This is a genomic window from Streptomyces sp. NPDC020958, assembly GCF_055562175.1.
Genome location: NZ_JBVHFU010000002.1, coordinates 789,481 through 816,203, shown reverse-complemented (window position 1 = coordinate 816,203; position 26,723 = coordinate 789,481). Strand labels below are relative to the sequence as shown.

27 protein-coding genes and 4 pseudogenes are annotated in these 26,723 nt (G+C 72.4%); 23 read left to right on the top strand and 8 right to left on the bottom strand.

Annotated elements, in window-relative coordinates:
• Positions 1-562 precede the first annotated feature (562 nt).
• Positions 563-1,144: a Uma2 family endonuclease gene (locus tag ACZ3KP_RS09480; protein WP_467497789.1), complete on the bottom strand. Its 582-nt coding sequence runs from the start codon at positions 1,142-1,144 to the stop codon at positions 563-565.
• A 198-nt stretch (positions 1,145-1,342) separates the two neighbouring features.
• On the opposite strand from ACZ3KP_RS09480, the pseudogene ACZ3KP_RS09475 reads away from it, so the two are divergent.
• Together ACZ3KP_RS09475 and ACZ3KP_RS09470 are read left to right on the top strand one after the other, a co-directional pair.
• Positions 1,343-1,750: pseudogene (locus ACZ3KP_RS09475) on the top strand (NAD(P)-binding protein); the annotation flags it as partial.
• Positions 1,739-1,831 (top strand): annotated as a pseudogene (locus ACZ3KP_RS09470) (DUF1295 domain-containing protein); the annotation flags it as partial. The pseudogenes ACZ3KP_RS09475 and ACZ3KP_RS09470, both read left to right, overlap by 12 nt.
• Positions 1,832-1,921: 90 nt before the next feature.
• Here the strand turns inward: ACZ3KP_RS09470 and ACZ3KP_RS09465 are convergent.
• From ACZ3KP_RS09465 to ACZ3KP_RS09450, 4 genes and pseudogenes are all read right to left on the bottom strand, one after another.
• The gene (locus ACZ3KP_RS09465) at positions 1,922-2,230 is read right to left on the bottom strand and encodes a hypothetical protein (RefSeq protein ID WP_467498096.1); all 309 of its coding nucleotides are present in this window, start codon (positions 2,228-2,230) and stop codon (positions 1,922-1,924) included.
• Positions 2,178-2,459, bottom strand: a pseudogene (locus ACZ3KP_RS09460) (Asp23/Gls24 family envelope stress response protein); the annotation flags it as partial. The gene ACZ3KP_RS09465 and the pseudogene ACZ3KP_RS09460, both read right to left, overlap by 53 nt.
• A gap of 157 nt (positions 2,460-2,616) precedes the next feature.
• Complete coding sequence (locus ACZ3KP_RS09455; protein ID WP_467497787.1) at positions 2,617-3,276, bottom strand: fasciclin domain-containing protein; 660 nt, start codon at positions 3,274-3,276, stop codon at positions 2,617-2,619.
• 68 nt (positions 3,277-3,344) lie between these two features.
• On the bottom strand, positions 3,345-4,946 hold the full coding sequence (locus ACZ3KP_RS09450; protein WP_467497785.1) for a molybdopterin-dependent oxidoreductase: 1,602 nt from the start codon (positions 4,944-4,946) through the stop codon (positions 3,345-3,347).
• A gap of 176 nt (positions 4,947-5,122) precedes the next feature.
• Here ACZ3KP_RS09450 and ACZ3KP_RS09445 point away from each other — a divergent pair.
• Positions 5,123-5,437 (top strand): annotated as a pseudogene (locus tag ACZ3KP_RS09445) (RNA polymerase sigma factor); the annotation flags it as partial.
• 290 nt (positions 5,438-5,727) lie between these two features.
• Here the strand turns inward: ACZ3KP_RS09445 and ACZ3KP_RS09440 are convergent.
• Both ACZ3KP_RS09440 and ACZ3KP_RS09435 read right to left on the bottom strand, forming a co-directional pair.
• Entirely contained in the window at positions 5,728-6,456 is a 729-nt protein-coding gene (locus tag ACZ3KP_RS09440) for an anti-sigma factor (protein WP_467498081.1), read from the bottom strand.
• Between the two features lie 23 nt (positions 6,457-6,479).
• The gene (locus ACZ3KP_RS09435) at positions 6,480-7,064 is read right to left on the bottom strand and encodes a sigma-70 family RNA polymerase sigma factor (protein WP_467497783.1); all 585 of its coding nucleotides are present in this window, start codon (positions 7,062-7,064) and stop codon (positions 6,480-6,482) included.
• A 254-nt stretch (positions 7,065-7,318) separates the two neighbouring features.
• Between ACZ3KP_RS09435 and ACZ3KP_RS09430 the strand changes: the two genes are divergently transcribed.
• From ACZ3KP_RS09430 to ACZ3KP_RS09375, 12 genes are all read left to right on the top strand, one after another.
• Positions 7,319-8,218, top strand: a complete 900-nt coding sequence (locus ACZ3KP_RS09430) for an ACP S-malonyltransferase (RefSeq protein ID WP_358984059.1) — start codon at positions 7,319-7,321, stop codon at positions 8,216-8,218.
• The gene (locus tag ACZ3KP_RS09425) at positions 8,215-9,537 is read left to right on the top strand and encodes an acyltransferase domain-containing protein (protein WP_467497781.1); all 1,323 of its coding nucleotides are present in this window, start codon (positions 8,215-8,217) and stop codon (positions 9,535-9,537) included. The genes ACZ3KP_RS09430 and ACZ3KP_RS09425 overlap by 4 nt, the downstream gene beginning before the upstream one ends.
• Positions 9,538-9,688: 151 nt before the next feature.
• Entirely contained in the window at positions 9,689-10,063 is a 375-nt protein-coding gene (locus ACZ3KP_RS09420; RefSeq protein ID WP_132888619.1) for a TcmI family type II polyketide cyclase, read from the top strand.
• Positions 10,060-10,815, top strand: a complete 756-nt coding sequence (locus ACZ3KP_RS09415; protein ID WP_358984065.1) for an SDR family oxidoreductase — start codon at positions 10,060-10,062, stop codon at positions 10,813-10,815. Before ACZ3KP_RS09420 ends, ACZ3KP_RS09415 begins: the two co-directional genes overlap by 4 nt.
• A gap of 6 nt (positions 10,816-10,821) precedes the next feature.
• Entirely contained in the window at positions 10,822-11,754 is a 933-nt protein-coding gene (locus ACZ3KP_RS09410; RefSeq protein WP_467497779.1) for an amidohydrolase family protein, read from the top strand.
• A gap of 48 nt (positions 11,755-11,802) precedes the next feature.
• Positions 11,803-12,513: an SDR family NAD(P)-dependent oxidoreductase gene (locus tag ACZ3KP_RS09405; protein WP_467497778.1), complete on the top strand. Its 711-nt coding sequence runs from the start codon at positions 11,803-11,805 to the stop codon at positions 12,511-12,513.
• Complete coding sequence (locus tag ACZ3KP_RS09400) at positions 12,513-12,830, top strand: antibiotic biosynthesis monooxygenase family protein (RefSeq protein ID WP_358984074.1); 318 nt, start codon at positions 12,513-12,515, stop codon at positions 12,828-12,830. Before ACZ3KP_RS09405 ends, ACZ3KP_RS09400 begins: the two co-directional genes overlap by 1 nt.
• Entirely contained in the window at positions 12,827-13,144 is a 318-nt protein-coding gene (locus ACZ3KP_RS09395; RefSeq protein WP_467497776.1) for an antibiotic biosynthesis monooxygenase family protein, read from the top strand. The genes ACZ3KP_RS09400 and ACZ3KP_RS09395 overlap by 4 nt, the downstream gene beginning before the upstream one ends.
• Positions 13,141-14,157 carry an NAD-dependent epimerase/dehydratase family protein gene (locus ACZ3KP_RS09390; protein ID WP_467497774.1) on the top strand — a complete coding sequence of 339 codons (1,017 nt, stop codon included), beginning with the start codon at positions 13,141-13,143 and terminating at the stop codon, positions 14,155-14,157. The genes ACZ3KP_RS09395 and ACZ3KP_RS09390 overlap by 4 nt, the downstream gene beginning before the upstream one ends.
• Before the next feature lie 6 nt (positions 14,158-14,163).
• The gene (locus tag ACZ3KP_RS09385) at positions 14,164-15,411 is read left to right on the top strand and encodes an MFS transporter (protein WP_467497772.1); all 1,248 of its coding nucleotides are present in this window, start codon (positions 14,164-14,166) and stop codon (positions 15,409-15,411) included.
• Entirely contained in the window at positions 15,408-16,658 is a 1,251-nt protein-coding gene (locus ACZ3KP_RS09380) for an FAD-dependent oxidoreductase (protein WP_467497770.1), read from the top strand. Before ACZ3KP_RS09385 ends, ACZ3KP_RS09380 begins: the two co-directional genes overlap by 4 nt.
• Entirely contained in the window at positions 16,651-18,066 is a 1,416-nt protein-coding gene (locus ACZ3KP_RS09375) for a cation:proton antiporter (RefSeq protein WP_467497768.1), read from the top strand. Before ACZ3KP_RS09380 ends, ACZ3KP_RS09375 begins: the two co-directional genes overlap by 8 nt.
• Before the next feature lie 34 nt (positions 18,067-18,100).
• Here the strand turns inward: ACZ3KP_RS09375 and ACZ3KP_RS09370 are convergent, their stop codons facing one another.
• The gene (locus tag ACZ3KP_RS09370) at positions 18,101-18,601 is read right to left on the bottom strand and encodes a flavin reductase family protein (protein WP_358984091.1); all 501 of its coding nucleotides are present in this window, start codon (positions 18,599-18,601) and stop codon (positions 18,101-18,103) included.
• A 192-nt stretch (positions 18,602-18,793) separates the two neighbouring features.
• Here ACZ3KP_RS09370 and ACZ3KP_RS09365 point away from each other — a divergent pair, with 192 nt between their 5' ends.
• The 8 genes from ACZ3KP_RS09365 to ACZ3KP_RS09330 all read left to right on the top strand — a co-directional run bounded on the left by ACZ3KP_RS09365 (position 18,794) and on the right by ACZ3KP_RS09330 (position 26,718).
• Entirely contained in the window at positions 18,794-19,972 is a 1,179-nt protein-coding gene (locus tag ACZ3KP_RS09365; protein ID WP_467497766.1) for a glycosyltransferase, read from the top strand.
• Between the two features lie 170 nt (positions 19,973-20,142).
• A complete protein-coding gene (locus ACZ3KP_RS09360) occupies positions 20,143-20,484 on the top strand; it encodes a TcmI family type II polyketide cyclase (RefSeq protein WP_358984097.1) in 342 nt (113 codons plus the stop codon).
• Positions 20,481-22,190: an acetyl-CoA carboxylase carboxyltransferase subunit alpha gene (locus ACZ3KP_RS09355; RefSeq protein WP_467497763.1), complete on the top strand. Its 1,710-nt coding sequence runs from the start codon at positions 20,481-20,483 to the stop codon at positions 22,188-22,190. The genes ACZ3KP_RS09360 and ACZ3KP_RS09355 overlap by 4 nt, the downstream gene beginning before the upstream one ends.
• Positions 22,183-22,698 (top strand): acetyl-CoA carboxylase biotin carboxyl carrier protein, encoded by a 516-nt coding sequence (locus ACZ3KP_RS09350; RefSeq protein WP_358984103.1) that lies wholly within the window; start codon positions 22,183-22,185, stop codon positions 22,696-22,698. The genes ACZ3KP_RS09355 and ACZ3KP_RS09350 overlap by 8 nt, the downstream gene beginning before the upstream one ends.
• 18 nt (positions 22,699-22,716) lie before the next feature.
• Positions 22,717-24,081, top strand: coding sequence for an acetyl-CoA carboxylase biotin carboxylase subunit (locus ACZ3KP_RS09345; RefSeq protein WP_467497761.1), 1,365 nt, complete (start codon positions 22,717-22,719; stop codon positions 24,079-24,081).
• Positions 24,081-24,590 (top strand): hypothetical protein, encoded by a 510-nt coding sequence (locus ACZ3KP_RS09340; RefSeq protein WP_358984109.1) that lies wholly within the window; start codon positions 24,081-24,083, stop codon positions 24,588-24,590. Before ACZ3KP_RS09345 ends, ACZ3KP_RS09340 begins: the two co-directional genes overlap by 1 nt.
• Before the next feature lie 169 nt (positions 24,591-24,759).
• Positions 24,760-26,367 carry an NAD(P)/FAD-dependent oxidoreductase gene (locus ACZ3KP_RS09335; protein WP_358984112.1) on the top strand — a complete coding sequence of 536 codons (1,608 nt, stop codon included), beginning with the start codon at positions 24,760-24,762 and terminating at the stop codon, positions 26,365-26,367.
• Between the two features lie 96 nt (positions 26,368-26,463).
• Positions 26,464-26,718 (top strand): acyl carrier protein, encoded by a 255-nt coding sequence (locus tag ACZ3KP_RS09330; RefSeq protein WP_360567588.1) that lies wholly within the window; start codon positions 26,464-26,466, stop codon positions 26,716-26,718.
• Positions 26,719-26,723: the final 5 nt, after the last annotated feature.

Below are 26,723 nucleotides of genomic sequence, written 5' to 3'. Positions count from 1 at the left end.
GTGCCTCCTCCGTATCCCTGCGGCTGGGCAGTCTTTTCGTTGCGCCCGCCGGTACGGCGGCGTGAGTCGGACGGGAATCCCGCTGCGGTCCCCCGATCCCCGTCGGGCGGAGGGCGGGGGACTCGCATGCACCCATTCGGCCCCGCCGGGACAGACGGGAAACGGCTCTCGGGGTAGGACCGACCCGAGGACGTCGCGGCGGTCGAATGCTGGCGCGCCAGGCGCATGGCGCATGGCGCTGGATGCACAGACGAGGCCGCTGGCCGAGCTCAAGAGACGCGCCGGCGCGCGCGTGGCCGCAGTCGACTACCCTGAACAGGCCTTTTAGTCCAATGGGTTGGGGTACCGACCCCGATGGTCCGCCGGTCGAGCCAACAGGGACGCGTCGAGCCGGAGGACCGCGCGGGCGCTCCCTCGCTGCCGGGAGCCCGGGCGGCATGGGCTTCTGCTCGGGGCGGCCCGACTGCTCACCGACGTCCCGCCGCAGGTCAGGATCTGCCCGGGGCCGGGCTCTGGTGAGCCGGGCCCCTTCCGTGTTCCTGTGCTGACGTGTTGCTGACTTTCAGTTGCCCCGTGATGGGGTGAGCCTGTCGAGGTCCAGGCTGATCTCGAACGGCACAGGCCGCTTCAGAGTGCCTCGGAAGATGCCGGCGGGCGCGTAGACGCCAGTTGGTTCGTCGAGTTCGTAGACGTGCACGACAGGAGCGCCGTCTTCATCCTCGATGCACCAGTAGTGGGGGATGCCGGCCTCCGCGTACTTGCGCAGTTTGACCGTGCGATCCCGATGCGCGGACTCGGGAGAGACGACCTCGATGACGAGCCGCACCTCGTCCGGCGCGAACCAGGTGCGGTCTGCGTCATAGTCGGCCGTCGTCAGCAGCAGGTCCGGTTCGGGCCGGTTGCGCTCGTCGAGCTTTATGGTCATCTCACGGCTCACCCTGACATCGCCGGGCGCCTGCTCCATGAGAGCGACGGTGAGCATGGTGACGAGGTGGCCGTGCCACCACCTCTGCGGCGACATCCTGAAGACGAGCGCTCCGTCGATCAGCTCGGTGTGGCGGGGTGCCTCGGGGAGGCGGTCCAGGTCCTCCGCGAACCAGCCTTCCTCGCGCGGCGGGCGCATCCAGTCGGGCAGTGCGGTCATGGCCGAACCGTAGCGACTCGGCCAGGTCCGGGCCACGAGATCGTCGAGGGGCGACCGCCTTCCTGGTCGTCCTGAGCCCTCGGGCCTGCCGCCCAGGGAGACCTTCGGGCAGGAGTCCTCACGCCCGATCCACCAATCCACCACCCGAGCTGCTCCGGATTACGCGCGGACCTCTGATCACAAGGGTGGGAAGAAGCGATGGAGTGGACGTCGACGGGTGCCGGGCACGGCACGGAGCGGCCGGCCGGGTCCCGGCGCCGGACGGCCGTGGTGGGTTCCGGGGTGGCGGGGCTGACCGCCGCGTACATCCTGGGCCGAAGCCGTCACGTGACCCTGTACGAGGCCGACGACCGGCTCGGCGGCCGTGCGCACACGCACGAGCTCACCTCACCCCACGACGGCAGGGTGCACCACGTCGATTCCGGGTTCATCGTGCACAACCACCGCACCTACCCGAACCTTCTGCGGCTCTTCGACGAACTCGGCGTCGCCACGCAGGAGTCGGAGATGAGCATGTCCGTCCGGTGCGAGGGATGCGGGCTCGAATACGCCGGCGTGCGGGGCCCGGCCGGACTCTTCGCCCAGCCTCGCAACCTGCTGGAAGGGCACATGGCCGAGCGGCCGGGCTACGCCGCGTACGTGGCGCGCACCAGCGGCTTCTTCCCCCGCCCGCCGCGGCCGCGGTGAGGCCCGGCCGGGTGCCGGCGACGAGCGCTCGCGTGCCGCTTCGGCTCCCCGCTCACCCCCCACGTCCCTGGCACCTCGCAACCCTGCGGGTCAGCGGACATGGGGCATGCGGTGCGACACGGCGCTGAGACGCGGGCGGGTGTGCGTGGTGTACGGCGCGTCCGCCTCGTCGGCCTCGGCGGTCACCGCGCACAGGGCGGGCAGCACGGTCCCCGGCGGGGTTCCCGGTCCGAGCCGGACCCGCAGCCGCACCTCCAGGCGGCGCCGGGAGCGAGGCAGCACACGGGCGCGGCTGCGGGCGACGCCGGGCACCGCGCTCGCGCGCACGGCCGGCGCCTCGGCCAGTGCCTGCGCCCGAACGGTGCCGCCCGGCGCGGCCAGCTGCAGCTGCCGGCACACGGTCGCGGACGGCGCCGACGGTGCGGGACAGGCCGCCGCCCATGTCGTACCCGCCCGGGATCTCGCGGGCGGCGATGCCCGCCACCTTCACGACGACGAGGTCGGCGATCGACGTCCGTCCGCGGTCGGCGGCAGGCTGGTCCGCCCCGGTGGCGCCGCCGGAGACGGCCGTGGTGCCGCCGGTCCGGGGTGCGGGGGTGTCCTTGGCGGCTACCGTCTGCGTGGCCATGGTGGTGTCCCTTTCTGCCGTGACTGCTTCGTCGGTTCCCTGTACTCGTTTCGACCCGTTTCGGGCGCCGTTGTGACGTGGATGCCCGGGAAAAGATCCCGGCGGAAGCCGACGGGGGCCGGGACCGCCGCGGTCCCGGCCCCCGTGCGGTGCGCCGTCAGGAGCTCGGCATCAGGACGGTGTCGATGATGTAGACGTGGGCGTTGGCGGTCGTGACGTTGCCGCAGACGACCTTGGCGGAGCCGTTGACGGTGTAGGACTCGCCGGAGCCGGAGGTGGTGAGCTTCGACTTCTCCAGGGTGGCGAAGGAGCCCTTCTCCAGGTCCTTCGGCGTGAGCTTCTGGCCGACGACGTGGTAGGTGAGGATCTTGGTCAGCTGGGCCTTGTCGTTGAGGACCTTGTCCAGGGTGGCCTTCGGGATCTTGGCGAAGGCGTCGTTGGTGGGTGCGAACACGGTGATGTCCTGCGCGTTGTTGAGGGTGTCGACGAGCCCGGCCTTCTTCACCGCGGCGACCAGCGTGGACAGCGCCGGGTTGTTGGAGGCGGCGGTGGCGACGGGGTCCTGCGCCATGCCGTCGAAGGAACCGGCACCGCTCTTCGGGACCGCCGAACAGGCCGGGCCGAACGGCTGGTCCGCCGCGGTGGTGCTGCCGGAGCCCGTCATGCCGTCGTCCGACGCGGAGGCGGACGCCGAATCCTTCGACGAGGAGTCCGACTTGGTGGCGTCGCCGCTGTTGTCGGAGCAGGCGCTCAATGCCAGCGGCAGGACGGCCGCGGCGGCCACGGTCACGGCGATGCGGCGGATGCGGGCGTTCATGGTGTCTCTCCTGTAGGTCACGACAGCGGGTGCTGCCTTGTGAGGGGAAGGGAAGGTGGTCTTGGGGGTCACTCGACGGTGACGACGACGGAGTGCCATCCGCCGGCGCCGTCGGGGATGGTCCGGGCACGTTTCCCGGTCTGCGTCCGGCCGGTGCGGTCGGTGGCGCGGACGGTGAGGGTGTGGCCGCCCTTGGTGGCCTGCCAGGGGAAGGACCACTGGCGCCAGGTGTCGGCCGTGTCCTCGGCGGCGAGGCGGGCTTCCTGCCAGGGGCCGTCGTCGACGCGCACCTCGACCTTGTCGATCCCGCGATGCTGGGCCCAGGCGACCCCGGCGACCATCACCGTGCCCGCCTTCGGCCGGGCGAACGGCTTGGGCGTGTCGATGCGCGACTCCGTCTTGACCGGTGCCCTTCGGGCCCAGCCGCGTCTGACCCAGTAGGGGTCGTAGGCGTCGAAGGTGGTGAGTTCGATGTCCCTGATCCACTTGCAGGCGGAGACGAAGCCGTACAGGCCGGGGACGACCATGCGGACCGGGAAGCCGTGTTCGAAGGGCAGCGGTTCGCCGTTCATGCCGACGGCGAGCAGGGCGTCGCGGCCGTCCATGACGTCCTCGACCGGGCTGCCGATGGTCATGGCGTCCACCGAGCGCGCCACCAGCTGATCGGCCGGACCGCCCCGTGAGGGAGGCCGCACCCCGCACTCGGCCAGCAGATCCGCCAGGTGTACGCCGATCCAGCGGGCGTTGCCCACATACGGTCCGCCGACCTCGTTGGAGACACAGGTGAGCGTGATGTCACGCTCGACCAGCTCACGTCGCAGGAGATCGTCGAAGGAGAGCGTGCGGGGGCGGGTGACGCCCTTGCCGTGGACGCGCAGCCGCCAGGCGCCTGCGTCGACCTTGGGCACCACCAGCGCGGTGTCCACCCGGTAGAAGTCGCTGTTCGGGGTGATGAAGGGGACGGCGCCGGGAATCCGCAGCCCGGCCCCCCGGGGGACGGGGGCTGCGGGCGAGGTGGGGGCCGGCAGGACCAGCCGGTCGCGGGAGGCGGCCGCGCCGTGGCCGCTCGCCCCGTTGAGGGACCGGCCCAGGGCGCCCGCTCCCGTGGAGGCCAGGGCGGCGGCGGACGCCAGGACGACGAAACCGCGCCGGTCCCAGTCGGCCTCCGGCTCACCGGCCGTTGCGGGCGGCGCAGGGTGTCCCCGTTGCAGGCGGCCCGCGAGGACGTACAGCAGGACTGCCCCGGTACCGGCGCCCACGAGTGACGGCAGCGTGTCGGTGAAGCCCCTCGTGTCGGGGCGTGTGGCAGCCGCCAGCGCCCCGACCGCGCCGAACACCAGCACACAGGCTGCCCCGGTGCGCCGGAACCGCAGTACCGCCATTCCCAGCGCCATCGAGAAAAGGGCGAGGACCGCGAGAACTCCGAGCTGGAGAACGAGTTTGTCGGCGGTACCGAAATTCCGTACGGCCCAGTCCTTCACCGCCGCCGGAGTGCGGTCGATGGCCGCGCCGCCCACCGCGACCACGGGTCCCGCCTGCGGGCGCACCGCCGCCGACACCAGCTCTGCCACGGCGATCGCGGCGAACCCGCTCGCCACGCCGGCGAGCGCACCCGCGGCGAGCCGCAACGGGCCGGTCGGCCTGCGTGGGTTCTCGTCGTCGTCGGTCACGTGGGGAATCCGGTTCCGGGCCGGGGCCGGATTGGTCGTCCCCTCGATCGGATGAATCTTTTTTCCGCGCCAATCCGCAGGCTGTTCCGCTCCGGATCAAAAACACATACGCGTCGAAATGGCGGCGCGCCCCACGCGTGTCCAACCTGACGAGACCGGACGAGAGGAGCCGCCCAGTGGCGGGGACCCGGGGACCGACCGCACCACCGGACGCCGGGAGCGACACCCTGCTGGTGGTCCGGGCCGCGGAGGGCGACGAGGACGCGGTGCAGGACGCCTTCCTCAGCGCATGGCGCCGACTGCCGGAGTTCCACGGGCAGGCGTCCTTCGTGACGTGGATGTATCGCATCGTCACCAACCGCTGCCTGAACGTACTGCGTGCCCGCAGGCCGGCGGCACCCTTGGAGGCGGCAGGGGAGACGCCGGCGGCCGAACACGCCACCTCCCCGGTACGCATCGCCGAGGCCCGGGACGCCGTCCGTGAACTGCGAGCTGTTCGAGTAGCGCCTCGCCGGCACCGGAGAAGCGGCGGGGCGCGCTGTCGCCGCGGGTGCGCGCGGCGGCGACGGCCGCTTCCCGTTCTGCCGGATGCCGCCGCGCCGGCCTGGGCAGGGGTGGGTCCGGGGCCTGCGGCGGGCGGCCCGGCGCCGGGCCGCCGAGGAACGCCGCGTACGCGGCCCGGCGCAGGCGGGCATCCTCCTCGGGGCGGGCAGGGGGGCCTGCCGTCACGGCGGGGCGGGGACGGGTGTGCGCCCGTGCCGCGGTCCTGCTGCGACCGCCCTCAGGCCGGGAAGCCCAGCAGCGCGACCGGCGCGGAGGTGGGAGTCCTGGAGCCGCCGGCCGGTTCCACCGTGACCCCCATCCCCGAGGCCCCGTCGACTCCGCCCTGCAGGAGCACTGCCTGGTCGGTGCGGCCGGGATCCATCAGACCGGCGGAGCGCATGGTGCCGTGGTCGTCGAACCACAGCTGGTAGACCTTGCCACCGGCGGGCCGGCCCATCCCGGAGACGACGAACACGGCCCTGTCCCGGGCTCGGGAGACGACGACCGTGCCGGTGGCGCCGTCGCCCAGCGCGGCGGCACGTGTCCTGGCGTCCGGTGCGGCCAGGACGGCGGCGATCTCCTCGGTCCCGCTCTGCGCGCGGTGTGCCTGGCGCAGGGCGTCCTCGGCTCGCTGATGCTGCCAGACCGTCGTACCTCCGAGCGCTGCGACCGCCGCGAGACAGGCGGCCAGCGTCCACCGGGACAGCAGCCGGGCATGCAACGAGGAGCGTCCGGCGCGTCCGGCCGTCAGGCCCCCCGGTGACTCCTGCCGGACGGACGAGACGCGGTGCAGTACCTGCTCGCGCATGGCCGCCGGGGGTGTCACGGTGGTGGCCAGTCCCAGCCGGGCCGCGGTCGCCGACAACTCGGCGGTCTCCTGCGCACACGGTTCGCAACCCGCCAGGTGACGTTCGAACGTGCGCAGTTCGTCGTCGGACAGGGCGTGCAGGGCGTAGGCCCCGGTCATGCGGTGCAGATCGGCGGTGGTGGTCACGCGGTCACCCCCAGGCAGTCGCGCAGGCGGATGAGCCCGTCCCGCAGCCGGGTCTTGGCCGTGCCCAGCGGGAGCGTCAGCGCCTCGGCCACCTGGCCGTAGGTCAGCCCGCGGTAGTAGGCGAGGGTGACGGCCTGGCGCTGGATCTCGGTCAGCGTGCGCAGGCATCGTCGTACCTGCTCCCGCTCCAGCCTGGCCTCGACCTGCTCGGTCACCTCGTCGAACTCGGGCGTCCGGTCCAGCTGCGCGGCCTTGTGGTCGCGGGCGGCGGCGGCCTCCACCGAGCGGACCCGGTCCACCGCGCGGCGGTGCGCGAGGGTGAGGATCCAGTTGACCGCCGTCCCGCGCTCGGGCCGGAAGCGGGGGGCGGTGCGCCACACCTCCACCAGCACCTCCTGCGCCACCTCCTCCGACTGCGCCTGATCACGCAGCACGGCACGGGCGACCCCCAGGACGGAACCGGCCACGGCGTCATAGACGGCGGTGAACGCATTCTCGTCGCCCAGGGCCACGCGGCCCACCAGTTCCTCCAGATCCGGTTCCGACGATGGATTTCTGCCGATGTACACGGCTTCTTTCACGGGGGGGCCTCCGCTGTTGGGACATCTCCGGACGTAATCCGATCCTGCTGAGGCGGCGGATTGGTCCTGATCGCGAGGAAACCACGGGTGTCCTTGCGGAAAATGAACGCGGCGCGCCACGCGAGAAGACATGGGCGTCCCCGTCGCGGAACAGAGGGACGGCCCGTGGGACCGGTTCTTCCGTCGGCAGACGGAGGCGCACATCGGTCCGGCGGCAGGAAGACCGGGAAAGCCGCGCCTCCTACGGTTCAGGCGTGAGCCAACACGGAGCGGAAGTGGCCGGAGTCGCCTTTCCCGGCCAGGCGATCGACCGGCGAGCGGTCGATGCGATCCTCGACGCCAACGGGGAAACGGCGCTGGTGCAGCGACTGTTCGGCAGGCTGGGGGTCACCCGGGCCGCCGAGATCGACTTCGCCGACACCAGGGCCGGACAGCCATGCACCTATGCCGCGGGCCTGCTCTCGGCGTGGCGCCGGTTCGGCGAGCACGCCGACCACCCGGTGACGCTGGGCCACAGCCTCGGCGAGATGACCGCGCTGGCCTACGCCGGCGCCATCGACCCCCTCGACGGCCTCGACCTGATGTTCGAGCTGGGACTGGTCGGGCATGAGCAGGACCGCGAACGTCCCAGCAGACTCGTCGTCCTCATGGGACTTGACCCCAGCGAGGTGGACTGGGTGTGCCGGCTCGCGATCGCCGACACCTGCGGCGTGCTCGAACCGTCCGGGTTCAACGGGCCGGCCCAGACGATCCTGTGCGGTGACGCCAAGGCCGCGCAACTGGCGGGCGACCTGGCCAGGAACCGCGGCGCGGTGGTGCGGCTGCTGCCGATCCGCGGCGCCTACCACTGCTCGCTCATGGCGGAGGTGCTGCCCCGCTGGCGCTCGGCGGTGGAGCGGGTGCGCTACCGGGATCCCCGTATCCCCGTGGTCTCCAGCGTGGACGCCCGCCGCCGGGTCACCGCGGACGGGCTGGCGGATCTGCTGACCCGGTGGCTGCTGCTGCCGGTGCGGTGGAGCGACGCCGTCGCCGCGGCCGGCGAGGCCGGTGCCCGCGCGCTCTGGGACGCGGGACCGGGGGACATCCTGCGCGACGTGGCCCGCCGGGGCTCCGCAGTTCCCTTCGTACGCCTCGAACCGCTGGAGGTGCCATGAGCGGCCCCATGCTGCTCGCCTGGTCGGCCCGGGACGAACGGGCCGAACCGCTGCTCAGACGGAAGATACTCGGCGAACTCACCCGGCATCCGGGGCATGTCGAGCGGCTGGACCGGTTGCTGGAGGACCACCGGGATCCCGACCTCCCCGTGCGCGCGGCGGCGGTCGTCACCGGCACGGGTCCCGCGGACGACGCCCCGGCGGCGGTCCGCGACGCGACCGTGCGGACGACGGTCCGGCACGGGCCGCCTCGGCCGGTCGCCCTGATGCTGGACGGCCACGGCGCCCAGCACCCCCGCATGGGTGCCCAACTGTACGGGCAGGAACCGGAGTTCACCCGGCGGATGGACCAGGTGTTCGCCGCCTTCGGTGCGCACGGCGACCTGCTGCGGGCCGACTGGCTGGCGGAGGATCCCGTCGTCCCCGTCGACGCCGCCGAACGCGGTCAGCCCCTGTTGTTCGCCCTGGGGCACGCGCTCGCCCGTACCGTCGAGAGCTGGGGCGTACGGCCGGCCGCGCTGGTCGGGCACAGCGTCGGCGAGCTGGCCGCGGCGGCGGTCGCCGGGGTCATCGACCCGGTGGACGCCGCGTCGCTGCTGGCGGCCCGCGCCGACGCCTACCGCGAGGCGGTACCGGGCGGGCTGCTGGCCGTGGCGGCTCCCGTCGAACGGCTGACGGAGTTCCTCGGCGGCGACGTGAGCGTGGGTGTCGTCAACGGGCCGCACCAGACCATGCTCGCCGGCACCGAGGAGGGGCTGGCCGCCGCGGCGTCACGCCTGAAGGCGGCCGGGTACACCGCCATCAGGGCGCGGATCCCCCTGCCGTTCCACTCCCCGCTGCTCGCGCCGCTCGCCGAGACGTCGGAGGCGGCGCTGGCGAGGACGGTGCTCCGGCCGCCCGGGACCGACGTCTACTCCACGATCACCGCGCGCCGGCTGCGACCGGAAGAGGCCACCGATCCCGCCTTCTGGGCGGCGCAGGTGTGCCGCCCCGTCCTCTTCGGGCCCGCGCTCGACGCGCTCCTGAGCGAGCGGGACGTCCTGCTGATCGAGGCGGGCCCGGGGCGCATGCTGACGAACCTGGCACGGCGGCACCCCGCGGTCGTGGAGGGCCGCAGCGCCGTCGTCGCCATGCTGCCGCAGCGCCGGGGCGGGCCCGGCGCGGACCGGCGCGCGCTGCTGGGCGCGGCGGCGGCCTGCTGGCTGGAGGGGTATCCCCTCGACTGGCGGGCGGTGTCCGTTCGAGGGGACGTCTCCCACTCCGGTAGGAGGCCGGGACCCGTCCCGCCGACGGGCGACAGCCGTGACGCGCCCGCCTAGTGTTCTTCGTGTTCCGCGATGCACGTACCGGGTCAACTCCCCTTGTATCCAGTGCACTTGAGGTCCGGACCCGGACGACTCGCCGGATCCCCCTTCCGCACCACCCGTCTCGTCACCACCCGTCTCGTCACCACTCGTCTCAGGAGGAGACATGCAGCGCTATGCCGTCACGTTCCGGGTTCGCCCCGGTACGGAGGAGGACGTCGCCAACCTGCTGGCCAGTTACGACCCGCCGAACCCGGAGATCGACGCCGAGACCCGGCTGCTGAGCACCTCGGTGTTCATGAAGGACCAGCAGATCGTGCGGATGATCGAGTTCGAGGGTGACTTCCGCAAGGTGATGGCCCACCTCTCGCAGGACCCCAGCATCCAGTACGTGGAACAGGAGCTGGACAAGTACCTGGTCGAGGAGGACCGGCGGGACATGTCCAACCCGCAGGGCGCCAAGGAGTTCTTCGCCCGCGCCATGATGCGCACGGTCACCACCCGCGTCCCCGAGGGCTACGGCGCGGTGAAGCCGGCATGAGCGACGCACGCGTGTTCCTGGTCACCGGCCCCACCGGCGACATGGGCGAGGCGGTGACGGCGCGGCTGGCCGCCTCCGGTCACCGGCTGATGCTGGCCGCCCGCAACGAGGCCCGCCTGAAGGAGATCGCCGAGTCGGTCGACGCCGGCGACCGGATCGCCACCGTCGTGGCCGACACGACGGAGCCGCTGCGGGCCCGGCAGGCCGTCTCCGAGACGATCGACCGGTTCGGCCGCGTCGACGGGCTGATCCATCTCGTCGGCGGGTTCCACATCGGCCCCGTCATGCTCACCGACCTCGACGCCTACCAGCGCATGTACCGGGCCAACGTGCTGTCCGCGGTGGCGGCCACCCAGGCGGTGCTGCCGCAGCTGGAGGGGGGCGGCCACCTGATCTTCCTCAGCTCGGTGCTCGCGACCGAGCCGTTCCCCGGCTTCGGCGCGTACGCCGCCGCCAAGGCCGCGCTCCAGGCCTGGGTGAAGTCCCTGTCCCACGAGGTCAAGGGCCGGGGCGTGCACGCGCACACGGTCGTGATGACGATGGCCGACACCGAGCGGGCGCGCGAACAGCGGCCGCACATGAACTTCGAGCAGGCGACCAAGCCGTCCGCCGTCGCCGACGTCATCGACTTCCTGGTCGGCCCGGGCGCCGACGGCATGTACGGCGCGACGGTGCCGGTGCTCGGCAAGCTGGAGTTCACCACCACCCTGATGTCGGCCCCGCCCGGCGCGCCGCGGCTCGACCGGCTGTGAGCGCCGATGTTCATCGACATCCACGGCCATCTCAGCCCGCCCGGTGAGAAGGGCGGCGGTCCGCCGAGTCTGCGTGACCCGGAGGCCGTCATCGCCCGCAAACGGGGGCTGGGCATCGAGCTCACCGTGATCGGCAGCCCGGTGGGGGCGGGCGTGATGCTGCCCCTGCCGGACGTCGACAACTACCGGCAGACCGCGGACCAGGTACGGGCCCACAACGAACTCATGGCCGAACTGGTCGACCGGTACCCGCAGTCCCTGCGCACCTACGCCTACCTGGACCCGACGGGCGACGAGCGCATGCTGTCCCAGGCGCAGGAGCTGATGAAGGACTGGCGGTTCGTGGGCTTCGTCGTCAACTCCAGTGTCAACGACGAGTACCTGAGCTCACCGCGCGCCGAGCAGTTCTTCGCCATGGCGGGCGAACTGGCCGTGCCCGTGCTGCTGCACCCGCCGGCTCGGCCGGTCGGCGCCGCGAGCCTCGGCGACTTCGGCATGGTGGAGCACGTCGGGCGGTTCAACGACGTCACCGCCGGACTGGCCGCCCTGCTGCGCGCCGGCGTACCGCAGAAGTACCCCGGCCTGGTGCTGGTGGCGGCCGCGGGCGGCGGTGCCGTCGCCCAGCTCGCCGAGAAACTCGACCTCGCCGCCGTACCGCGGGGCGGCGGCGAACCCGAGTTCCTCCCCAGCGAGGGACTGCGCCGCATCCACGTGGACACCTCCTGCCCCAGCCCGCACAACCTCGCGGCCAACCTGGCGGTGCTCGGCCCGGACCGGGTCCTGTTCGGCACCGACGCACCGCCCCTGATGGAGGCGCTCGAACCCACGCTGCGCCTGGTGACCGAAGCCGGTCTGGCCGCCGGCGACCTGGAGCGCGTCGCGCACCGCAACGCCCTTGAGCTGTACGGCCTGCAGTCCTCGCCCACGCCGGTTTCCTGACCGGAGAACAGGAGTCGCGGAATGGACAGTGATCTGAAAGGAAAACGCGTGCTCGTCACGGGCGGCACGCGCGGCATAGGACGCTCCATCGTGCTGGCCTTCGCCGCGCGGGGCGCCACCGTGCACACCTGCGGCCGCAGCGACGGCGAGGCGGCCGCCGCCCTGCGCACCGACCTCGGGCAGTACGGCGGCGACCATGTCGTGCACGCCGCCGACGTGGCCGACCCCGCCCAGTGCCGCTCGCTCGTCACGGCCGCCACCGAGGCGCTCGGCGGTCTCGACGTCCTCGTCAACAACGCGGGCGTCGTCAGCCACCGCACCCTCGACGAACTCGACGGGGACGAGTGGAGCCGCGTACTCGACACGAACCTGCGCGGCACCTTCGAGGTGACCAAGGCGGCGCTGCCCGCGATGGGGGAGGGCGGTTCCGTCATCAACATCGCCTCCGCCGTCGCCATGATCGGCATGGTCGCGCGCACCCACTACACCGCGTCCAAGGCGGCGATCTACGGCTTCACCCGCTCCCTGTGCAAGGAGGCCGGACCGCGCGGCATCCGGGCCAACGTGGTGGCCCCGGGGATCATCGAGACCGACCAGGCGGCGGGGCTGACCGGAGAGGTGCGCAAGCGGTACGAGGCACTGGCCGCCCTGGGCCGACTGGGCACCCCGGAGGACGTCGCCGACGTGGTGGTGTTCCTCGCCGGGGAGGGCGCCCGGTTCGTCTCCGGCCAGACGATCGTCGTCGACGGAGGCATCTGATGGGCGACGCGCGTACGGTGCGCGCCGTCCTGACCATGACGGTGTCGCCGCAGGCCGCCGAAGCCTTCGAGCGGGAATGGGCGGCCGTGGCCGCCTGGATCCAGCACCAGGCAGGCTGCCTGCGCCAGACGCTGTGCCGTCGGCAGGGTCCCGATGAGATCACCTACGTGATCACCTCCGACTGGTCCGACCGCGCCACCTACCACCGTTTCGAGACCAGCGAACGACAGGACACCGCGACCGCGGGACTGCGCGCCATGCGCACCACGGTGCGGATGGACGTCCTCGACATCGTCGAACACAAGGAGGCCTCATGAGCGTCTACGTCATGGTGTCGGCGCGTATCAAGCCCGGCACGTCGCACGAGTTCGAGCGGGCCTTCGAGGAGGTGCGCGCCAAGGTCGGCGGCACCCCCGGCCACCTCGGCGAGCAGCTGCTGCGGCACAGCGAGGACCCCGACCGCTACACCCTGCTCGGGCACTGGGAGAGCACCGAGAAGTTCCTCGCCTGGGAGGACGCGCCGATCCACCGGGAGAACACCGTCCCGCTGCGCCCGTTCTGGGCGGGTCCCGTCGAGCGCGTGATCCACGAGATCGCCGTCGACCGCGCCGGTACCGAGGCCAGGCCGTGACATCCGCCGACAGCGGTACGACGACGGCCCCCGCCGGGCGCAGGGCCGTCGTCACCGGCGCCGCCGGGTTCATCGGCTCCCACCTGTGCGAGGCGCTGCTGGCGGCCGGCTGGCTGGTGACCGGTGTCGACCACCTGCGCGGCCACCCGGCCGAGGTGTGCGCCCGCAACCTGCGCGCACTGCGCCCCGACCCGCGGTTCGTGCTGGTGCGCGCCGATCTGGCCACCGCCGAGCTGGAGCCCCTGCTGTACGGCGCGGACACGGTGTTCCACCTGGCCGCGCGGCCCGGGGTGCGGGCCTCGTGGGGCGAGGACTTCGCCGAGTACGCCGACAGCAACGTGCTGGGCACCCACCGCCTGCTCGACGCGGCGGGCCGCGCGGGTGTCCGGCGCGCGGTGGTCTCGTCGTCCTCCAGCGTCTACGGCGGCGCGGAGGACGGTGCCACGGCGGAGTCGAGGCTGCCTGCCCCGCTGTCGCCGTACGGCGCGAGCAAGCTGATGACCGAACAGCTCGCCCTGGCCCACGCCCGCCGGCCGGGCGCGGTCACCAGCATGGTGGCCCTGCGCTACTTCACGGTGTACGGGCCCAGGCAGCGCGCGGACATGGCCATCACCCGGATGATCGAGTCCGCGTTCACGGGCCGGCCGTTCACCGTGTACGGGGACGGGTTGCAGCGCCGCGACTTCACCTTCGTGTCCGACGCGGTGCGGGCGAACCTGCTCGCCGCCGACGCGGACGCGCGGGCGGTCGCCGTCAACACCGGCAGCGGCAAGCCCGTCACCGTGCTGGAGCTCATCCGGCTCGTCGGCGAGGTGGTGGGACGGCCCGTGGTGTACGAGCACGGGCCGGCCGCCGACGGAGACGCGCGCAGCACCCACGCCGACCTGACCGCCGCGGCGAAGCTGCTCGCCTACGGGCCCACCGTCGATCTGCGCACCGGGCTGCGGCGCCAGGTCGAGTGGATGCGCTCGGCCGCCGCCGGGCCGCGCGCGCTCCAGCCGGTCGGCGGGTGACGCCGTATGCTGCCCGCGCTGCGCAACCGCAACTACCGCATGTGGCTCATCGGGTTGTCCGTCGCGAACATCGGTACCTGGATGCAGCGGACGGCCCAGGACTGGCTGGTCCTCGAACTCACCGGCAAGTCCGGGACCGCTCTGGGCACCGTCACCGGCCTGCAGTTCCTGCCCATCCTGCTGGTGGGGCCGGTGGGCGGCATGCTCGCCGACCGGTTCCCCCGGCGCCGCCTGCTGCTGTGGACGCAGCTGGTGGCGGGGGTGTGCGGGGTCGTGCTGGCCGCACTGGTCCTCGGCGGGGCGGTGCGCACCTGGCACGTCTATCTGATCGCCCTGCTCCTGGGGCTCGTCAACGCGGTGTTCCAACCCACCGTGCAGGCCTTCGTGCTGGAGCTGGTGACCCGCGAGGAGGTGCCCAGTGTGGTCGGCCTGTCCGGCGGATCCTTCCATGCCGCCAGGCTGGTCGGCCCCGGGCTGGCCGGCGCCCTGATCGCCGCCACGGGGACCGGGCCGGTGTTCCTGATCGCCGCCGCGACGGTGCTCTCGCCCGTCACCGCGCTGCTGCGGATGGACCCGGCCGGACTCCACGAGGTCCCGGCCGAACGGGGCGGGCTTTCGATGATCGTCGACGGGCTGCGCTACGCGGTGCGGGATCCGGGGATCCGGCTGGTCCTGGGCGTCACCGCGTTCGTCGGGACCCTGTCGGCGAACACACAGATCACCAACGCCCTCATGGCGACCAAGGAGTTCGGCCGCGGGGCCCGGGAGTACGGCCTGCTGGGCTCGGTGGTGGCGGTCGGCTCGCTGGCCGGAGCGGCGCTGGCGGCGCGCCGCAAGGCGGTGCCGCTGCGGTTCGTCGCGGCCAGCGCGCCCGCGTTCGCCGCGGCGAACCTGGTGTCCGGTCTCATGCCGGGCTACGCGTGGTTCGCCGTGGCGCTGGTACCCGTGGGCGTCGCGCAGCTGACCTTCATCACCGCCGCCAACTCCAGCCTGCAACTGAGATCGGCACCGGAGATGCGCGGGCGGGTCATGGCGCTGTTCATGATGCTCACCATGGGCACCACCACCATCGGCGCCCCACTGGTCGGCTGGCTCGCGCAGGCATGGGGGGCGCGCGCCGCGCTCGTCGGCATCAACCTCGCCGCCCTGCTGGGCGCGGCCCTCGTACTCCTGCTGCACAGGCCCGCGTTGCGGTCCCTCGGGGCCGAGGAACACAAGGACGGACACAGGGAGGTCGAGGTGGGGACGACATGAACCCCGGGACGGCGGAAGAGACAGGATGCGTGATCGCCGGGGGCGGGCCGGCCGGGGTCGTGCTCGGCTGGCTGCTGGCCCGCGCCGGCGTCGAGGTGGTCGTCCTGGAGAAGTACGCCGACTTCCGGCGCGACTTCCGCGGCGACACCGTGCACGCGTCGACCCTCCAGATCATGGACGACCTGGGAGTGGGCGCCGAGTTCCTGGCCATCCCGCACCAGCGCGAGTCGTCGGTGCTGGCGGTGACCGACGACGGCGAGATGCCCCTCGCCGACTTCTCCGACCTGCGCATCAAGTACCCCTTCATCGCCTACATGCCCCAGTGGGACCTCCTCGACTTCGTCACGTCGCAGGCCCGCCGGTACCCCTGGTTCCGGATCGAGATGAACGCGCGGGCGACCGGCCTGATCGAAGCGGACGGCCGGATCGCCGGGGTGCGCTACGTGCAGGACGGCACGGAACGCGAGCTGCGCGCCCCGCTGACGGTGGCCGCCGACGGGCGGCGCTCCGTGCTGCGCGCGGACGCGGGCCTGCCGGTACGGGAGTTCGGGACGCCGATGGATCTGCTGTGGTTCCGGCTGACCAGGAAGGACACCGATCCCGCCCGCACCTTCGCACGGCTGAGCCGGGGCAGCATGGTGGCGATGATCCACCGCGGTGACTACTGGCAGGCCGCCTACGTCATTCCCAAGGGAACCGCGGACGCCTGGTCCGACGCCGCCGGCCTCGACCAGTTCCGTCGGCGGATCGAGACGCTGATCCCGTGGCTCGGCGGCCGTACCGCGGAGATCACCTCCTGGGACGACGTGCACGAGCTGGACGTACGGCTGGACCGGGCGGAGCGGTGGTACCGCGACGGGTTCCTCGCCATCGGCGACGCGGCGCACGCGATGTCCGTGGTCGGTGGTGTCGGCATCAACCTCGCCGTCCAGGACGCGGTCGCCGCGGCGCGCATCCTGGCCCCGGCCCTGATCACCGGCCGGGTCGACGAGCGCCTGCTCGCGCGCGTGCAGAAGCGCCGGTCGCTGCCGACCGCGCTGACCCAGCGGTTGCAGCGGACCATCCAGGACCGCTTCGTGACGCCGCTGCTGGCGGGCCGGACCGAGGGCCGGCCGCCGGCTCTGCTGCGCACGCTGTTCCGGCTCGGTCCGCTGCAGCGCGCCAAGGCCCGGATCGTCGCGGTCGGGTTCCGTCCGGAGCGGGCGACCGGCCTTCCCATGGTGAAGGAGGTGCCCGACGGTGGCTGACACCAGGGCCGTCGCACGGCCCGCGCGCTCCGCCCGGCTCGGCCGCATCGCCCTGCGTCAGGGGGCGCTGGTGCTCCTGCCGGTGGCGGGGGCCCTGCTGTTGCTGCTGCACGCCCGGTCCGTGGGGGCGGGCGGCGGCGTCGCCCAGCCGACCGCCGCGAGCGGACCCGATCCGATCCCCAAGCTGCTCATGGTCCTGCCGGTGATCCTGCTGGCGTGCCGGGCGTGCGCGGCGCTGTTCGCCCGGCTCGGGCAGCCCCAGGTGGTCGGCGAGATCTTCGCCGGCGTACTGCTGGGCCCCTCGCTGCTGGGGCTGGTCTGGCCCGCCGCGTACGCGTGGCTGTTCCCGCCGTACCTGGCCCCGGCGCTGAACGTCCTGGCCCAGGTGGGGCTGGTGCTGTTCATGTTCCTCGTCGGGTACGAACTGGACCTCGGGCTGTTGCGCGGCCGCGGTGAGGCCCTGATGACGGTCAGTCAGGCGAGCATGGCGATCCCCTTCGCCGGCGGTGTCCTGCTCGCCACCGCGATGTACGGGGCGCTGGCGCCGCCCGGCGTGTCCCTGCTGACGTTCGCCCTGTTCATCGCCGTCTCCATGAGCGTGACCGCGTTCCCGGTGCTGGCAGGTCTGCTGGTCGAACGGGGCCTGGACCGGACCCTGCTCGGGGCGATGGCGCTGGCGTGCGCGGCCCTGAACGACGTCGCGGCCTGGTGCCTGCTGGCCGTGGTCGTGGCCCTGGCGACCAGCGCCTCGCTCGGCGGCGTGGCCGTCACCCTGGTGCTGCTGGTGGCCTACGTCCTGGTGATGTTCCTGTTCGTCCGGCCGCTGCTGGTCCGCCTGGTCCGCTCCGGCCTGCCGCAGGGGGTGCTGCTGCCGGTCGTGCTGTCGGCGGTGCTGCTCTCGGCCCTGGCCACGGAGGAGATCGGCGTGCATCCGATCTTCGGCGCGTTCCTCCTCGGCGTGGTGACACCGCGCGGGGAGCGGAACGTGCACCAGGCGATGACACCCGTGCGGACGTTCACCACGACGCTGCTGCTGCCGCTGTTCTTCGTCTCCACCGGGTTGCGCACCAGGTTCGGGCTGCTCGGTTCGGACCCGCGGCTGTGGGGCTGGTGCCTGCTGGCCCTCGGCGTGGCGGTGCTGGGCAAGGGCGTGGGGAGCACCGTCGCGGCACGCGCGGCCGGGGTCGACCGGCGGCACGCGCTGTCCCTCGGCGCGTTGCTGAACTGCCGGGGACTGACCGAACTCGTCGTGCTCAGCGTCGGGTTGGACCTGGGCGTGATCGACTCGACGGTGTTCGCGATGCTCGTGATGATGACGCTGGTGTCGACCGTGATGACGGCACCCGCGCTCAGCCTGATCGAACGGACGGTGCGGGCTCCTGACGGATCCGCGCGCGTCGCGGCCTGACCGGCCGGGGGGCCTCGGGCCCCCCGGCCGCGGCTCAGGCGAGCTCGCGGTAGCCGCCCGCGTGGAACAGCAGCGGCCGGCCGGAGCCCAGGGGATGGGCGGCGACGACCCTCCCGAGCACGATGTCGTGGTCGCCGGTCGGCAGCACCCGGTGCGTCAGGCACTCCAGCACCGCGTGCGCCCCGCCCAGCACCGGCGACCGGGTCACGCCCGGGCGCCAGCGCACCGCGCCGAACCGGTCGTACCCCGGCCGGGCGAACTGCCGGGACAGCTCTTCCTGGCCCTCTGCCAGCACGTTCACCGCGAACGCGGTGGCGGCCGAGAAGGGTTCGTGCAGTTGCGACTGGTGCCGGACGCAGAACAGCACGACCGGCGGGGTGAGGGAGACCGAGCAGAACGAGTTGACCGTCATGCCGACCGGTCCCCGACCGGTCGGCACGGTGATCACCGCGACACCCGTGGCGAATTGCCCGAGGACGGCCCGGAGATGGTCGCCGTCCACTTCGGAATCGAGCGCGAACACATCTGTAGTCATGTCGCGAGACTAGCCGGTGAATTACGGCGGGGCCTCATCCGCAGAGGGCTGAAGAATTCTCCTCCGTAGGGGGGAGGTGTTCCTGCCGCAGTGCCGTGGTGGACGGGTGCGGCCGGAGGAAGTGGCCTCGGAAACGGCTCCCTAGAATCACCGGTGAATCCGGAAGGAAAACCGGAAGAAAAAGGGGGCGGAATGCGAATCCTCTTCACGTGCGTACCGGGAACCGCGCATTTCCACGCGATGCTGCCGCTGGTCCGGGCGGCGCGCACGGCAGGACACACGGTCGCCGCGGCGACCGCCGAGACGTTCGGGGCGGCCTTCACCCGCGAGGGCATCGAGCTGCTGCCGTCAGGGGTGGACTGGTCCCAGTCCGACCCCACGTCCCTGCCGCAGTTCCACCAGAGCTCCGGGCCTCCGATCAGGGCGTTCGCCGAGGTCGCCGGCATGGGCATGGTCGACGACCTGGTGGCCCACGCCCGCCACTTCGAACCCGACCTGATCGTGTGGGACGCCATGGAGTTCGGCGGCTGGATCGCGGCCGAACTGCTCGGCGTGCCGCAGGCCGCCGCCGCCTCCGCGATGGGCACCCCGCGGCCGGTCATGCAGGCCATGGCCGGGGAGGCGATCGCGGCCCTGGCCGCCAAGTACCGGCTCCCCGAGGACCCGCAGCTGCACCGCATGTTCAGCCACCTCTACCTGCACCGCAAGCCGCGCACCCTGGACCTGCCCTACGGCGAGCGGCTCGCCCACGAGTTCCGCTACCGGCCCGACATGTTCGACGAGCCGGCACCCCCCGCTCCCGACTGGCTCAGCGCCGACGGGGCCCCGCTCGTCCACCTGTCCCTGGGCACGACCTTCGTCGGCACTCCGGCCGCCCGCGCCGTGCACCGGACCGTCCTGGAGGCGCTGGCCGACGAGCCGGTGCGGCTCGTCGTCTCCATCGGCCGGGGCACCGACCCCGCCGAGTACGGCACCGTGCCGTCCCACACCCGGCTGGTCCCCTACGTCGACCACCGCGCCCTGCTGCCGCACTGCGCCGTGTTCCTCAGCCACGGCAGCTTCAGCTCCATCCTCGTCGCCCTCGCCGCCGGCGTGCCGCTGTGCTTCCTGCCGATGGGCGCCGACCAGCCGGTGGTCAGCATGCACCTGGCCAATCTGGGACTCGGCGTGAACCTCGCCAACGTGTACACCCCGCCGGCGCCGTCGCTGGACCCCGCCGCCCTGACCCCGGACGCGGTGCGCAAGGCCGTCCGCACCGTGATCGACGACTCCGGGTACGCCGAGGCGGTCTCCCTGGTGCGCGACGACTTCCGTCGGCTGCCTCCCGTCTCCGCGGTGGTGGAGCGCCTCGAAGCACTCGCCGACGGGTGAGGCGGAATTCCCCGCTCCTGCCGCGCCCGGTCGTCCTTTCTCCGTCGCACGGGGGAGACGAACCGTCCCCCGTCGGACACGTCGATTCATCACCCGGGCGGGCGACAGGAGCGGGACAGGAAATTAGTTTTTCCCAATCCAGAGAACGAGAATCGGACCGAGGGGGTCGCATGCCAGACCGCGCGCTCATTGTCGCCCGGATGCATCCGGAGAACGCCGAGCACATCGCCAAGCTGTTCGCAGAATCCGATTCCGGCCCGCTGCCCGACATTCTCGGTGTCCGGCGCAGGCACCTGTTCGGGTACCGGGACCTCTACTTCCACTACGTCGAATTCGAGGGGGACCACCGCTCGGCGCTGCGCGAGGCCGCCGGCCGGGAGGACTTCCAGGAACTCAGCCGCCGGCTGCGCCCGCTGGTCGATCCCTACGACCCGGACTCCTGGAAGAGCCCCGGCGACGCCCTCGCCGTCGAGTTCTACCAGTGGACCCCGGACAGCGGGGGACGCCGATGACCACCACCGCCGAACCGCCGGTCCTCCTCCCGGTCGACGAGCCGAAATGGGCCCGCTGCCGGGGCTGCGGCAGACCCGCCTACCTGCCGCGGCTGCGCCGGGACCTGGGAGTGTGCCGCGAGTGCGGACACCACGGCCGGCTCAGCGCCGCGGACCGCCTCGACCAACTGCTGGACCCCGGTTCGTTCACCCCGGCCGACACCCGCCACCGCAGCGTGGACGTCCTCGGTTTCACCGACTCCCGGCCCTACGGGGACCGGCTGCGCGCCGCCCGGGAGCGGACGGGGCTCGACGACGCCGTGCTCAGCGGCACCGGCGAGATCGCCGGCCGGCCCGTCGCGGTCGCCGTCATGGACTTCGCGTTCATGGGCGGCAGCATGGGCGCCGCCGTCGGAGAGGCCGTCACCGAGGCCGCCGAGAGGGCCCTCGACCTGAGGATCCCGCTGCTGGTGGTCACCGCCTCGGGCGGGGCCCGGATGCAGGAGGGGGCCGTCTCGCTGATGCAGATGGCCAAGACCAGCCAGGCCTTCGCCAGGCTGCGCCGCCACGGCGTGCCCAGCATCTGCCTGCTGACCGACCCCACGTACGGCGGGGTCACCGCGTCGTTCGCCACGCTCGGCGACATCCTCGTCGCGGAGTCCGGCGCCGCCATCGGCTTCGCCGGTCCCGAAGTGATCGCCAAGGCCACCGGGAAGCGGCTTCCGGAGGGATTCCAGCGCGCCGAACACCTCCTCGAACACGGCATGCTCGACCGTGTCGAGCCGCGCGCCGGGCTGCGCGGCCTGCTCGGCCGGCTGCTGGCACTGCTGGCCGGCGACCCCGCGACGGACGACGTCCCGGCGGCCCCGGCGGACGCGGAGCCGCTGACCGACCCCGAGGCCCTCGCCGCCCGGCCCGCCTGGGACACCGTGCGCACCGCACGCGACCCGCGGCGGCCCACCACGCTGGACCACATCGGCATGATCGCCGACGACTTCGTGGAACTGCACGGCGACCGCCTCTACGCCGACGATCCCTCCGTGGTCGGCGGCCTGGCGGCCGTCGGCGGGCGCACCGTCATGCTGATCGGCCACCAGAAGGGCCACGACACCCAGGAACTGGTCCGCCGTAACTTCGGCATGCCCCAGCCGGAGGGCTATCGCAAGGCCCTGCGGCTGATGCGGCTCGCCGACCGGCTCGGCATCCCCGTCGTCACCCTCGTCGACACCCAGGGCGCCTTCCCGGGGCTCGGCGCCGAGGAGCGCGGACAGGCCTGGGCGATCGCCGAGTCGATCCTCGGCATGGCCGAACTGGCCGTCCCCGTCGTATCGGTGATCCTCGGCGAGGGCGGCAGCGGCGGTGCGCTGGCCCTCGCCGTGGCCGACCGGGTGCTCATGCTGGAGAACGCCTGTTACTCCGTCATCAGCCCGGAGAGCTGCTCGACCATCCTCTTCGGTGACCCCTCGCACGCCGCCCAGGTGGCCGAGGCGCTCCGGCTGACCGCGCCCGAACTGCTGCGGCTCGGCGTGGTGGACGCCGTACTGCCCGAGCCCCCCGGCGGGGCGCAGGCGGCGCCCGCCGTCATGGCGGCGACCCTGCGGCACGCGATCGTCCGGGCCCTGGACGGACCACCCGCCGACCGCCCCGGCGAACCGGCGCGGTCCCGGTACGAGCGGTTCCGGCGGCTCGGCACCGCGTCCGCGCGGACAGGTGGTCACGATGACTGACCGGACGGCGGCGAACGGCGCGGCGGCGAGCAGGATCCTGCTGCCCGACCCCGCCCAGGACCGTGACGAGCAGCGGCTGAAACTGCTGCGCGAGGAGATCGGCAGGCTGGTCCGCGACCTGCCCGGCACGCCCACCGCGGTGACCGGGCGGGTCGGGGAGGCACAGCTGGAGGTCGTCTGGACCCCCGACCCCGCCGCACCGCCGGCCGCGCCCGCGGAGCCGGCCGGGCCGGCCCCGGCCGCCGGGCCGCCGCCCGCGCCGGGCCGGACGGTCACGGCCCCGCTGGTCGGCACGTTCTACCGCGCCCCCGAGCCCGGAGCCCGGCCGTTCGTCGAGGCGGGCGACCGGGTCGTGGCCGGCCAGACGATCGGGATCGTCGAGGCGATGAAGCTGATGAACCACGTCGCCTCCGAGTGGGACGGGGTGGTGGCCGAGGTCCTGGCCGAGGACGCCATGGCCGTGGAGTACGGGCAGGCACTCCTGCGCATCGAGCCGGACGAGACCTGAGACAGGGCTGGGGGTGTCATGTTCCGCAAGATCCTGATCGCCAACCGGGGCGAGATCGCGCTGCGCGTCGCCCGTGCCTGCCGGGAGCTGGGAGTGGCCAGTGCCGCCGTGTACTCCACGGCGGACGTGCGGTCCGCGGTGGTGCGGTTCGCGGACGAGGCCGTGCACATCGGCCCGCCGCCGGCCAAGCGCAGCTACCTCGACGTGCCGAACGTCATCGAGGCGGCACTGAAGTGCGGGGCCGACGCGATCCATCCCGGATACGGGTTCCTGTCCGAGGACGCCGACTTCGCCGAGGTGTGCCAGGACAACGGCATCACCTTCATCGGCCCGCCCCCCGAGGTCATGCACCGCATCGCCGACAAGGCGACGGTGCGCGGCCTGATGGCCGGAGCGGGGCTGCCGGTGCTGCCGGGCTCCGAGGGCACCGTCGCCACCCTCGCCGAGGCCCGGGAGGTCGCCGACGCGATCGGCTTCCCGCTCGTGATCAAGGCGGCGGCGGGCGGTGGCGGCCGCGGTATCGCGGTCGTGCACGAACCGGACGACCTGCCGACGGTCTTCCGGGAGACCCGGGCGACGGCCCAGGCTCTGTTCGGCGACCCGAACGTCTATGTGGAGCGGTATCTGCCCGCGGCGGCCCACGTCGAGGCGCAGATCCTGTGCGACGGCCGGGGCGCCGTCCTGCACCTGGGCGAGCGCGACTGCTCCCTGCAGCGGCGCCGGCAGAAACTGGTCGAGGAGACGCCGTCGCCCAGGCTGTCCGCCGCGCAGCGGGAGGAGATCGGCCGGTACGCCGTCGCCGCCGCCCGCGCGGTGGGCTACAGCGGTGCCGGAACCGTGGAGTTCCTCGCCGACGAGGCCGGCCGGCTGACCTTCATGGAGATCAACGGCCGTATCCAGGTCGAGCATCCGGTGACGGAGATGGCCACCGGCATCGACATCGTCGCCGAGCAGATCCGGGTCGCGGCCGGGGAGCCGCTCACCCTCACCCAGGACGACACCGTGGTGCGCGGGGTCGCGATCGAGTGCCGGATCAACGCCGAGGACCCCATACAGGGGTTCCGGCCGACCCCCGGGACGCTGGACGTGTTCCGGCCGCCTGCCGGGCCGTTCATCCGGACCGACTCCGGCTTCGCCGAGGGCGACACCGTCCCCGCCCACTACGACTCGCTGCTGGCCAAGGTGATCGCCTGGGCGCCCACGCGGGAGCGGGCCGTCACCCGGCTCACCCGCGCGCTGGACGAGTTCCAGGTGGAGAGCGGGCAGGTGGCCACCACGATCCCCCTCGTACGCGACCTGATCGCCCAGCCGGAGTTCCTGGCCGGGACGCACTCGACGCTGTTCGTGGACCGGTTCCTGGCCCGGCGGGCGGAGGCCACGTGATGAGCCGACTGGAACTCACGGCCCTGTTCCCGGCCTGCCGCGACGGCCGCAACGTGGTGCTGGTGCTGCCGGTGGAGCGGCTGTGCGAGACCACGGTGCGCAGCGCCGCGGCGTACACCCGCGACCGGGGCGGGACCCTCACCTTCGCCCTGGTCATGCCGTGGCCGCCGCCCATGAGCGCGGGCGCCGTGGCACTGCCCTACGGCGAGCTGTGGTTCGACTACGAACTGCGGACCGACATGGACCTGTCGGAGATCCTGTACGACACCGACGTGCCGTGGACCCTGGTCCCGGTGTTCCACGTGTCCCGGGACATCCCGTACCTGGCCGGATCCGTCGGCGCCGGCGTCGTCCTGATCCCGGACAGCGGCCGCTCGGGCTGGTTCTCCCCCGCCCGGCGCAGGGCGCGCAGGCTCGCCGTCGAGGTGTCCCGGCGCACCGGTGCCGCGGTGCACTCCGTGCCGGTCCCGTGGCACGAAGGGGTCATCCCCAAGGACTCGCCCGTCTGATCCGGAAATCGGCCGTGCGGAGGAGATGGAACTCCGCACCTCGGAGGAGGCGGAATTCCGACACCCGGAGGAAGCGCCCGAACTCGTTTCGGCAGTAATTTCTTACCCAGTGAAAGGGGAGGGTTGAATGTCGTCCAGCGGCCCCACGAAAAACGACTCTGATTTCGATGTGGTGATTCTGGGATCGGGAATCGCCGGTTCCACGCTCGGGGCCATTCTGGCCCGCAACGGAGCGTCGGTCCTGCTGATCGACGCCGGCACGCATCCGCGGTTCGCGGTGGGCGAGTCCACCACCCCGCACACCCTGGTGCTCTTCAAGCTGCTGGCGCGCCGGTACGGCGTTCCGGAGCTGGAGATGCTCACCTCCTACGAGAGCTGCCTCCAGGAGATGGGCACCTCCAACGGCATCAAGCGGCACTTCGGGTTCATGGTGCACCACGAGGGACAGGAGCCCGACCCGCGTGAGGTGAACCAGTTCAACGCCCCCGCCAAGCTGAACCAGTCGAGCCACCTGTTCCGGCAGGACAGCGACGCCTACCTGTTCTACGCCGCCGTGCGCTACGGCTGCACCGCCCGGCAGGGCTACCGGGTGACCGACGTGGAGTTCGGCGACGACCAGGTGACCGTCGTGGGCCAGGACGGCAGGCGCCACACCGCGCGCTACCTCGTGGACGCCAGCGGGTTCCGTTCGCCGCTCGCGCAGAAGCTGGGGCTGCGGGAGGAGCCGGCCCGGTTCAAGCACCACTCCCGTTCCCTGTTCACCCACATGGTGGGCGTGAAGACCACCGACGAATGCCTGCGCATGCCGTTGGAGGAGATGCCCCCGGTGCCGTGGTTCCAGGGGACCATGCACCACATGTTCGAGCGCGGCTGGTTCTGGGTCATTCCCTTCAACAACGAACCGCGCTCCCGTAACCAGCTCGTCAGTGTCGGCCTCACCTTCGACGAGCGTCGCTATCCGAAAGCCGCCGACCTGACGCCCGGCGAGGAATTCGCCCGGCACGCGGCCCGTTTCCCGGCGGTGGAGCGGATATTCGCCGACGCCCGCCCGGTACGGGAATGGGTGTCGACCGACCGGCTGCAGTATTCCTCGTCGCGGACGGTCGGTCACCGCTGGTGCCTGATGTCGCACGCGGCGGGATTCCTCGACCCGCTCTTCTCCCGTGGCATATCCAACACGGCGGAGGTCATCAACGCGCTGTCCTGGCGGCTGCTCGCCGCGCTCAAGGACGACGACTTCTCGACGGAGCGGTTCGCGTTCGTGGAACGGCTGGAGCAGGGCCTGCTCGACTTCAACGACGCGATGGTCAACAGCTCCTTCGTCTCGTTCGAGAACTACGAGTTGTGGAACGCCGTGTTCCGCGTGTGGGCGTACGGCGGGGTCCCGGGCAACCTGCGCCTGGAACGGCTCATCGACGCCTACGAACGCACCGGCGACGACAGCGTGTTCAGCGCGCTGGAGGAGGGGCCGAACGTCGGTCTGTGGTGGCCGGACCAGCCCGGTTACCGCGAGCTGTTCGACCACATGGTCCGGCTCTGCGACCAGGTCGACGCGGGCACGCTCGACGCGACGGAGGCCGGCCGCGACCTCATGGAGCGCATCGCCACCGCCGACTTCGTCGCGCCCGGCTTCGGCTTCCGCGAGCGCGACGCACGCTTCGTCACCCCGACCAAGCAGATGCTCAAGGACATGATGCGGTGGATCGCCACCGACGCCCCGGAGAACATGCGCCACCTCGCCCAGGGCTTCGACTTCGCCGCACCGCCCGGCCGCTGAGCGCACCTTCCGCGCCCACGGCAGGTCCCCTCGACGGGACCCGCAGCCGGACCCGCAGCACGACCCCACCCCGTTTCCGCCAAAGGAGAACCACCCATGGGTGTCCCCGTTTCCGACCAGGACCTGATCAGCATGCTGCTCGCCGTCGGCGCCGACCGTTCCCTCACCGTCGCCGACCTCGACAGCACCTTCGAACAGCTCGAACTGGACTCGCTCGCGCGGGCCGAGTTCGCCGCCAAGCTGAAGGAGCGCACCGGCGTGGACGCCGAGGAGCAGACCACCGCCGACGCCACGCCCAACGCGGTCCGCCTGACCGTCGCCGGCGACGCTCCCGTCACCACGGGCCGGTGAACCGG

What these genes read in the sequence shown, in the direction of transcription:
- ACZ3KP_RS09370 (WP_358984091.1), bottom strand. Translation starts at nt 18,601, where the DNA reads ATGACTACAGATGTGTTCGCGCTCGATTCCGAAGTGGACGGCGACCAT.
- ACZ3KP_RS09330 (WP_360567588.1), top strand. Translation starts at nt 26,464, where the DNA reads ATGGGTGTCCCCGTTTCCGACCAGGACCTGATCAGCATGCTGCTCGCC.
- ACZ3KP_RS09355 (WP_467497763.1), top strand. Translation starts at nt 20,481, where the DNA reads ATGACCACCACCGCCGAACCGCCGGTCCTCCTCCCGGTCGACGAGCCG.
- ACZ3KP_RS09425 (WP_467497781.1), top strand. Translation starts at nt 8,215, where the DNA reads ATGAGCGGCCCCATGCTGCTCGCCTGGTCGGCCCGGGACGAACGGGCC.
- ACZ3KP_RS09480 (WP_467497789.1), bottom strand. Translation starts at nt 1,144, where the DNA reads ATGACCGCACTGCCCGACTGGATGCGCCCGCCGCGCGAGGAAGGCTGG.
- ACZ3KP_RS09385 (WP_467497772.1), top strand. Translation starts at nt 14,164, where the DNA reads ATGCTGCCCGCGCTGCGCAACCGCAACTACCGCATGTGGCTCATCGGG.
- ACZ3KP_RS09360 (WP_358984097.1), top strand. Translation starts at nt 20,143, where the DNA reads ATGCCAGACCGCGCGCTCATTGTCGCCCGGATGCATCCGGAGAACGCC.
- ACZ3KP_RS09400 (WP_358984074.1), top strand. Translation starts at nt 12,513, where the DNA reads ATGGGCGACGCGCGTACGGTGCGCGCCGTCCTGACCATGACGGTGTCG.
- ACZ3KP_RS09440 (WP_467498081.1), bottom strand. Translation starts at nt 6,456, where the DNA reads ATGACCGGGGCCTACGCCCTGCACGCCCTGTCCGACGACGAACTGCGC.
- ACZ3KP_RS09350 (WP_358984103.1), top strand. Translation starts at nt 22,183, where the DNA reads ATGACTGACCGGACGGCGGCGAACGGCGCGGCGGCGAGCAGGATCCTG.
- ACZ3KP_RS09420 (WP_132888619.1), top strand. Translation starts at nt 9,689, where the DNA reads ATGCAGCGCTATGCCGTCACGTTCCGGGTTCGCCCCGGTACGGAGGAG.
- ACZ3KP_RS09410 (WP_467497779.1), top strand. Translation starts at nt 10,822, where the DNA reads ATGTTCATCGACATCCACGGCCATCTCAGCCCGCCCGGTGAGAAGGGC.
- ACZ3KP_RS09365 (WP_467497766.1), top strand. Translation starts at nt 18,794, where the DNA reads ATGCGAATCCTCTTCACGTGCGTACCGGGAACCGCGCATTTCCACGCG.
- ACZ3KP_RS09340 (WP_358984109.1), top strand. Translation starts at nt 24,081, where the DNA reads ATGAGCCGACTGGAACTCACGGCCCTGTTCCCGGCCTGCCGCGACGGC.
- ACZ3KP_RS09380 (WP_467497770.1), top strand. Translation starts at nt 15,408, where the DNA reads ATGAACCCCGGGACGGCGGAAGAGACAGGATGCGTGATCGCCGGGGGC.
- ACZ3KP_RS09455 (WP_467497787.1), bottom strand. Translation starts at nt 3,276, where the DNA reads ATGAACGCCCGCATCCGCCGCATCGCCGTGACCGTGGCCGCCGCGGCC.
- ACZ3KP_RS09415 (WP_358984065.1), top strand. Translation starts at nt 10,060, where the DNA reads ATGAGCGACGCACGCGTGTTCCTGGTCACCGGCCCCACCGGCGACATG.
- ACZ3KP_RS09395 (WP_467497776.1), top strand. Translation starts at nt 12,827, where the DNA reads ATGAGCGTCTACGTCATGGTGTCGGCGCGTATCAAGCCCGGCACGTCG.
- ACZ3KP_RS09345 (WP_467497761.1), top strand. Translation starts at nt 22,717, where the DNA reads ATGTTCCGCAAGATCCTGATCGCCAACCGGGGCGAGATCGCGCTGCGC.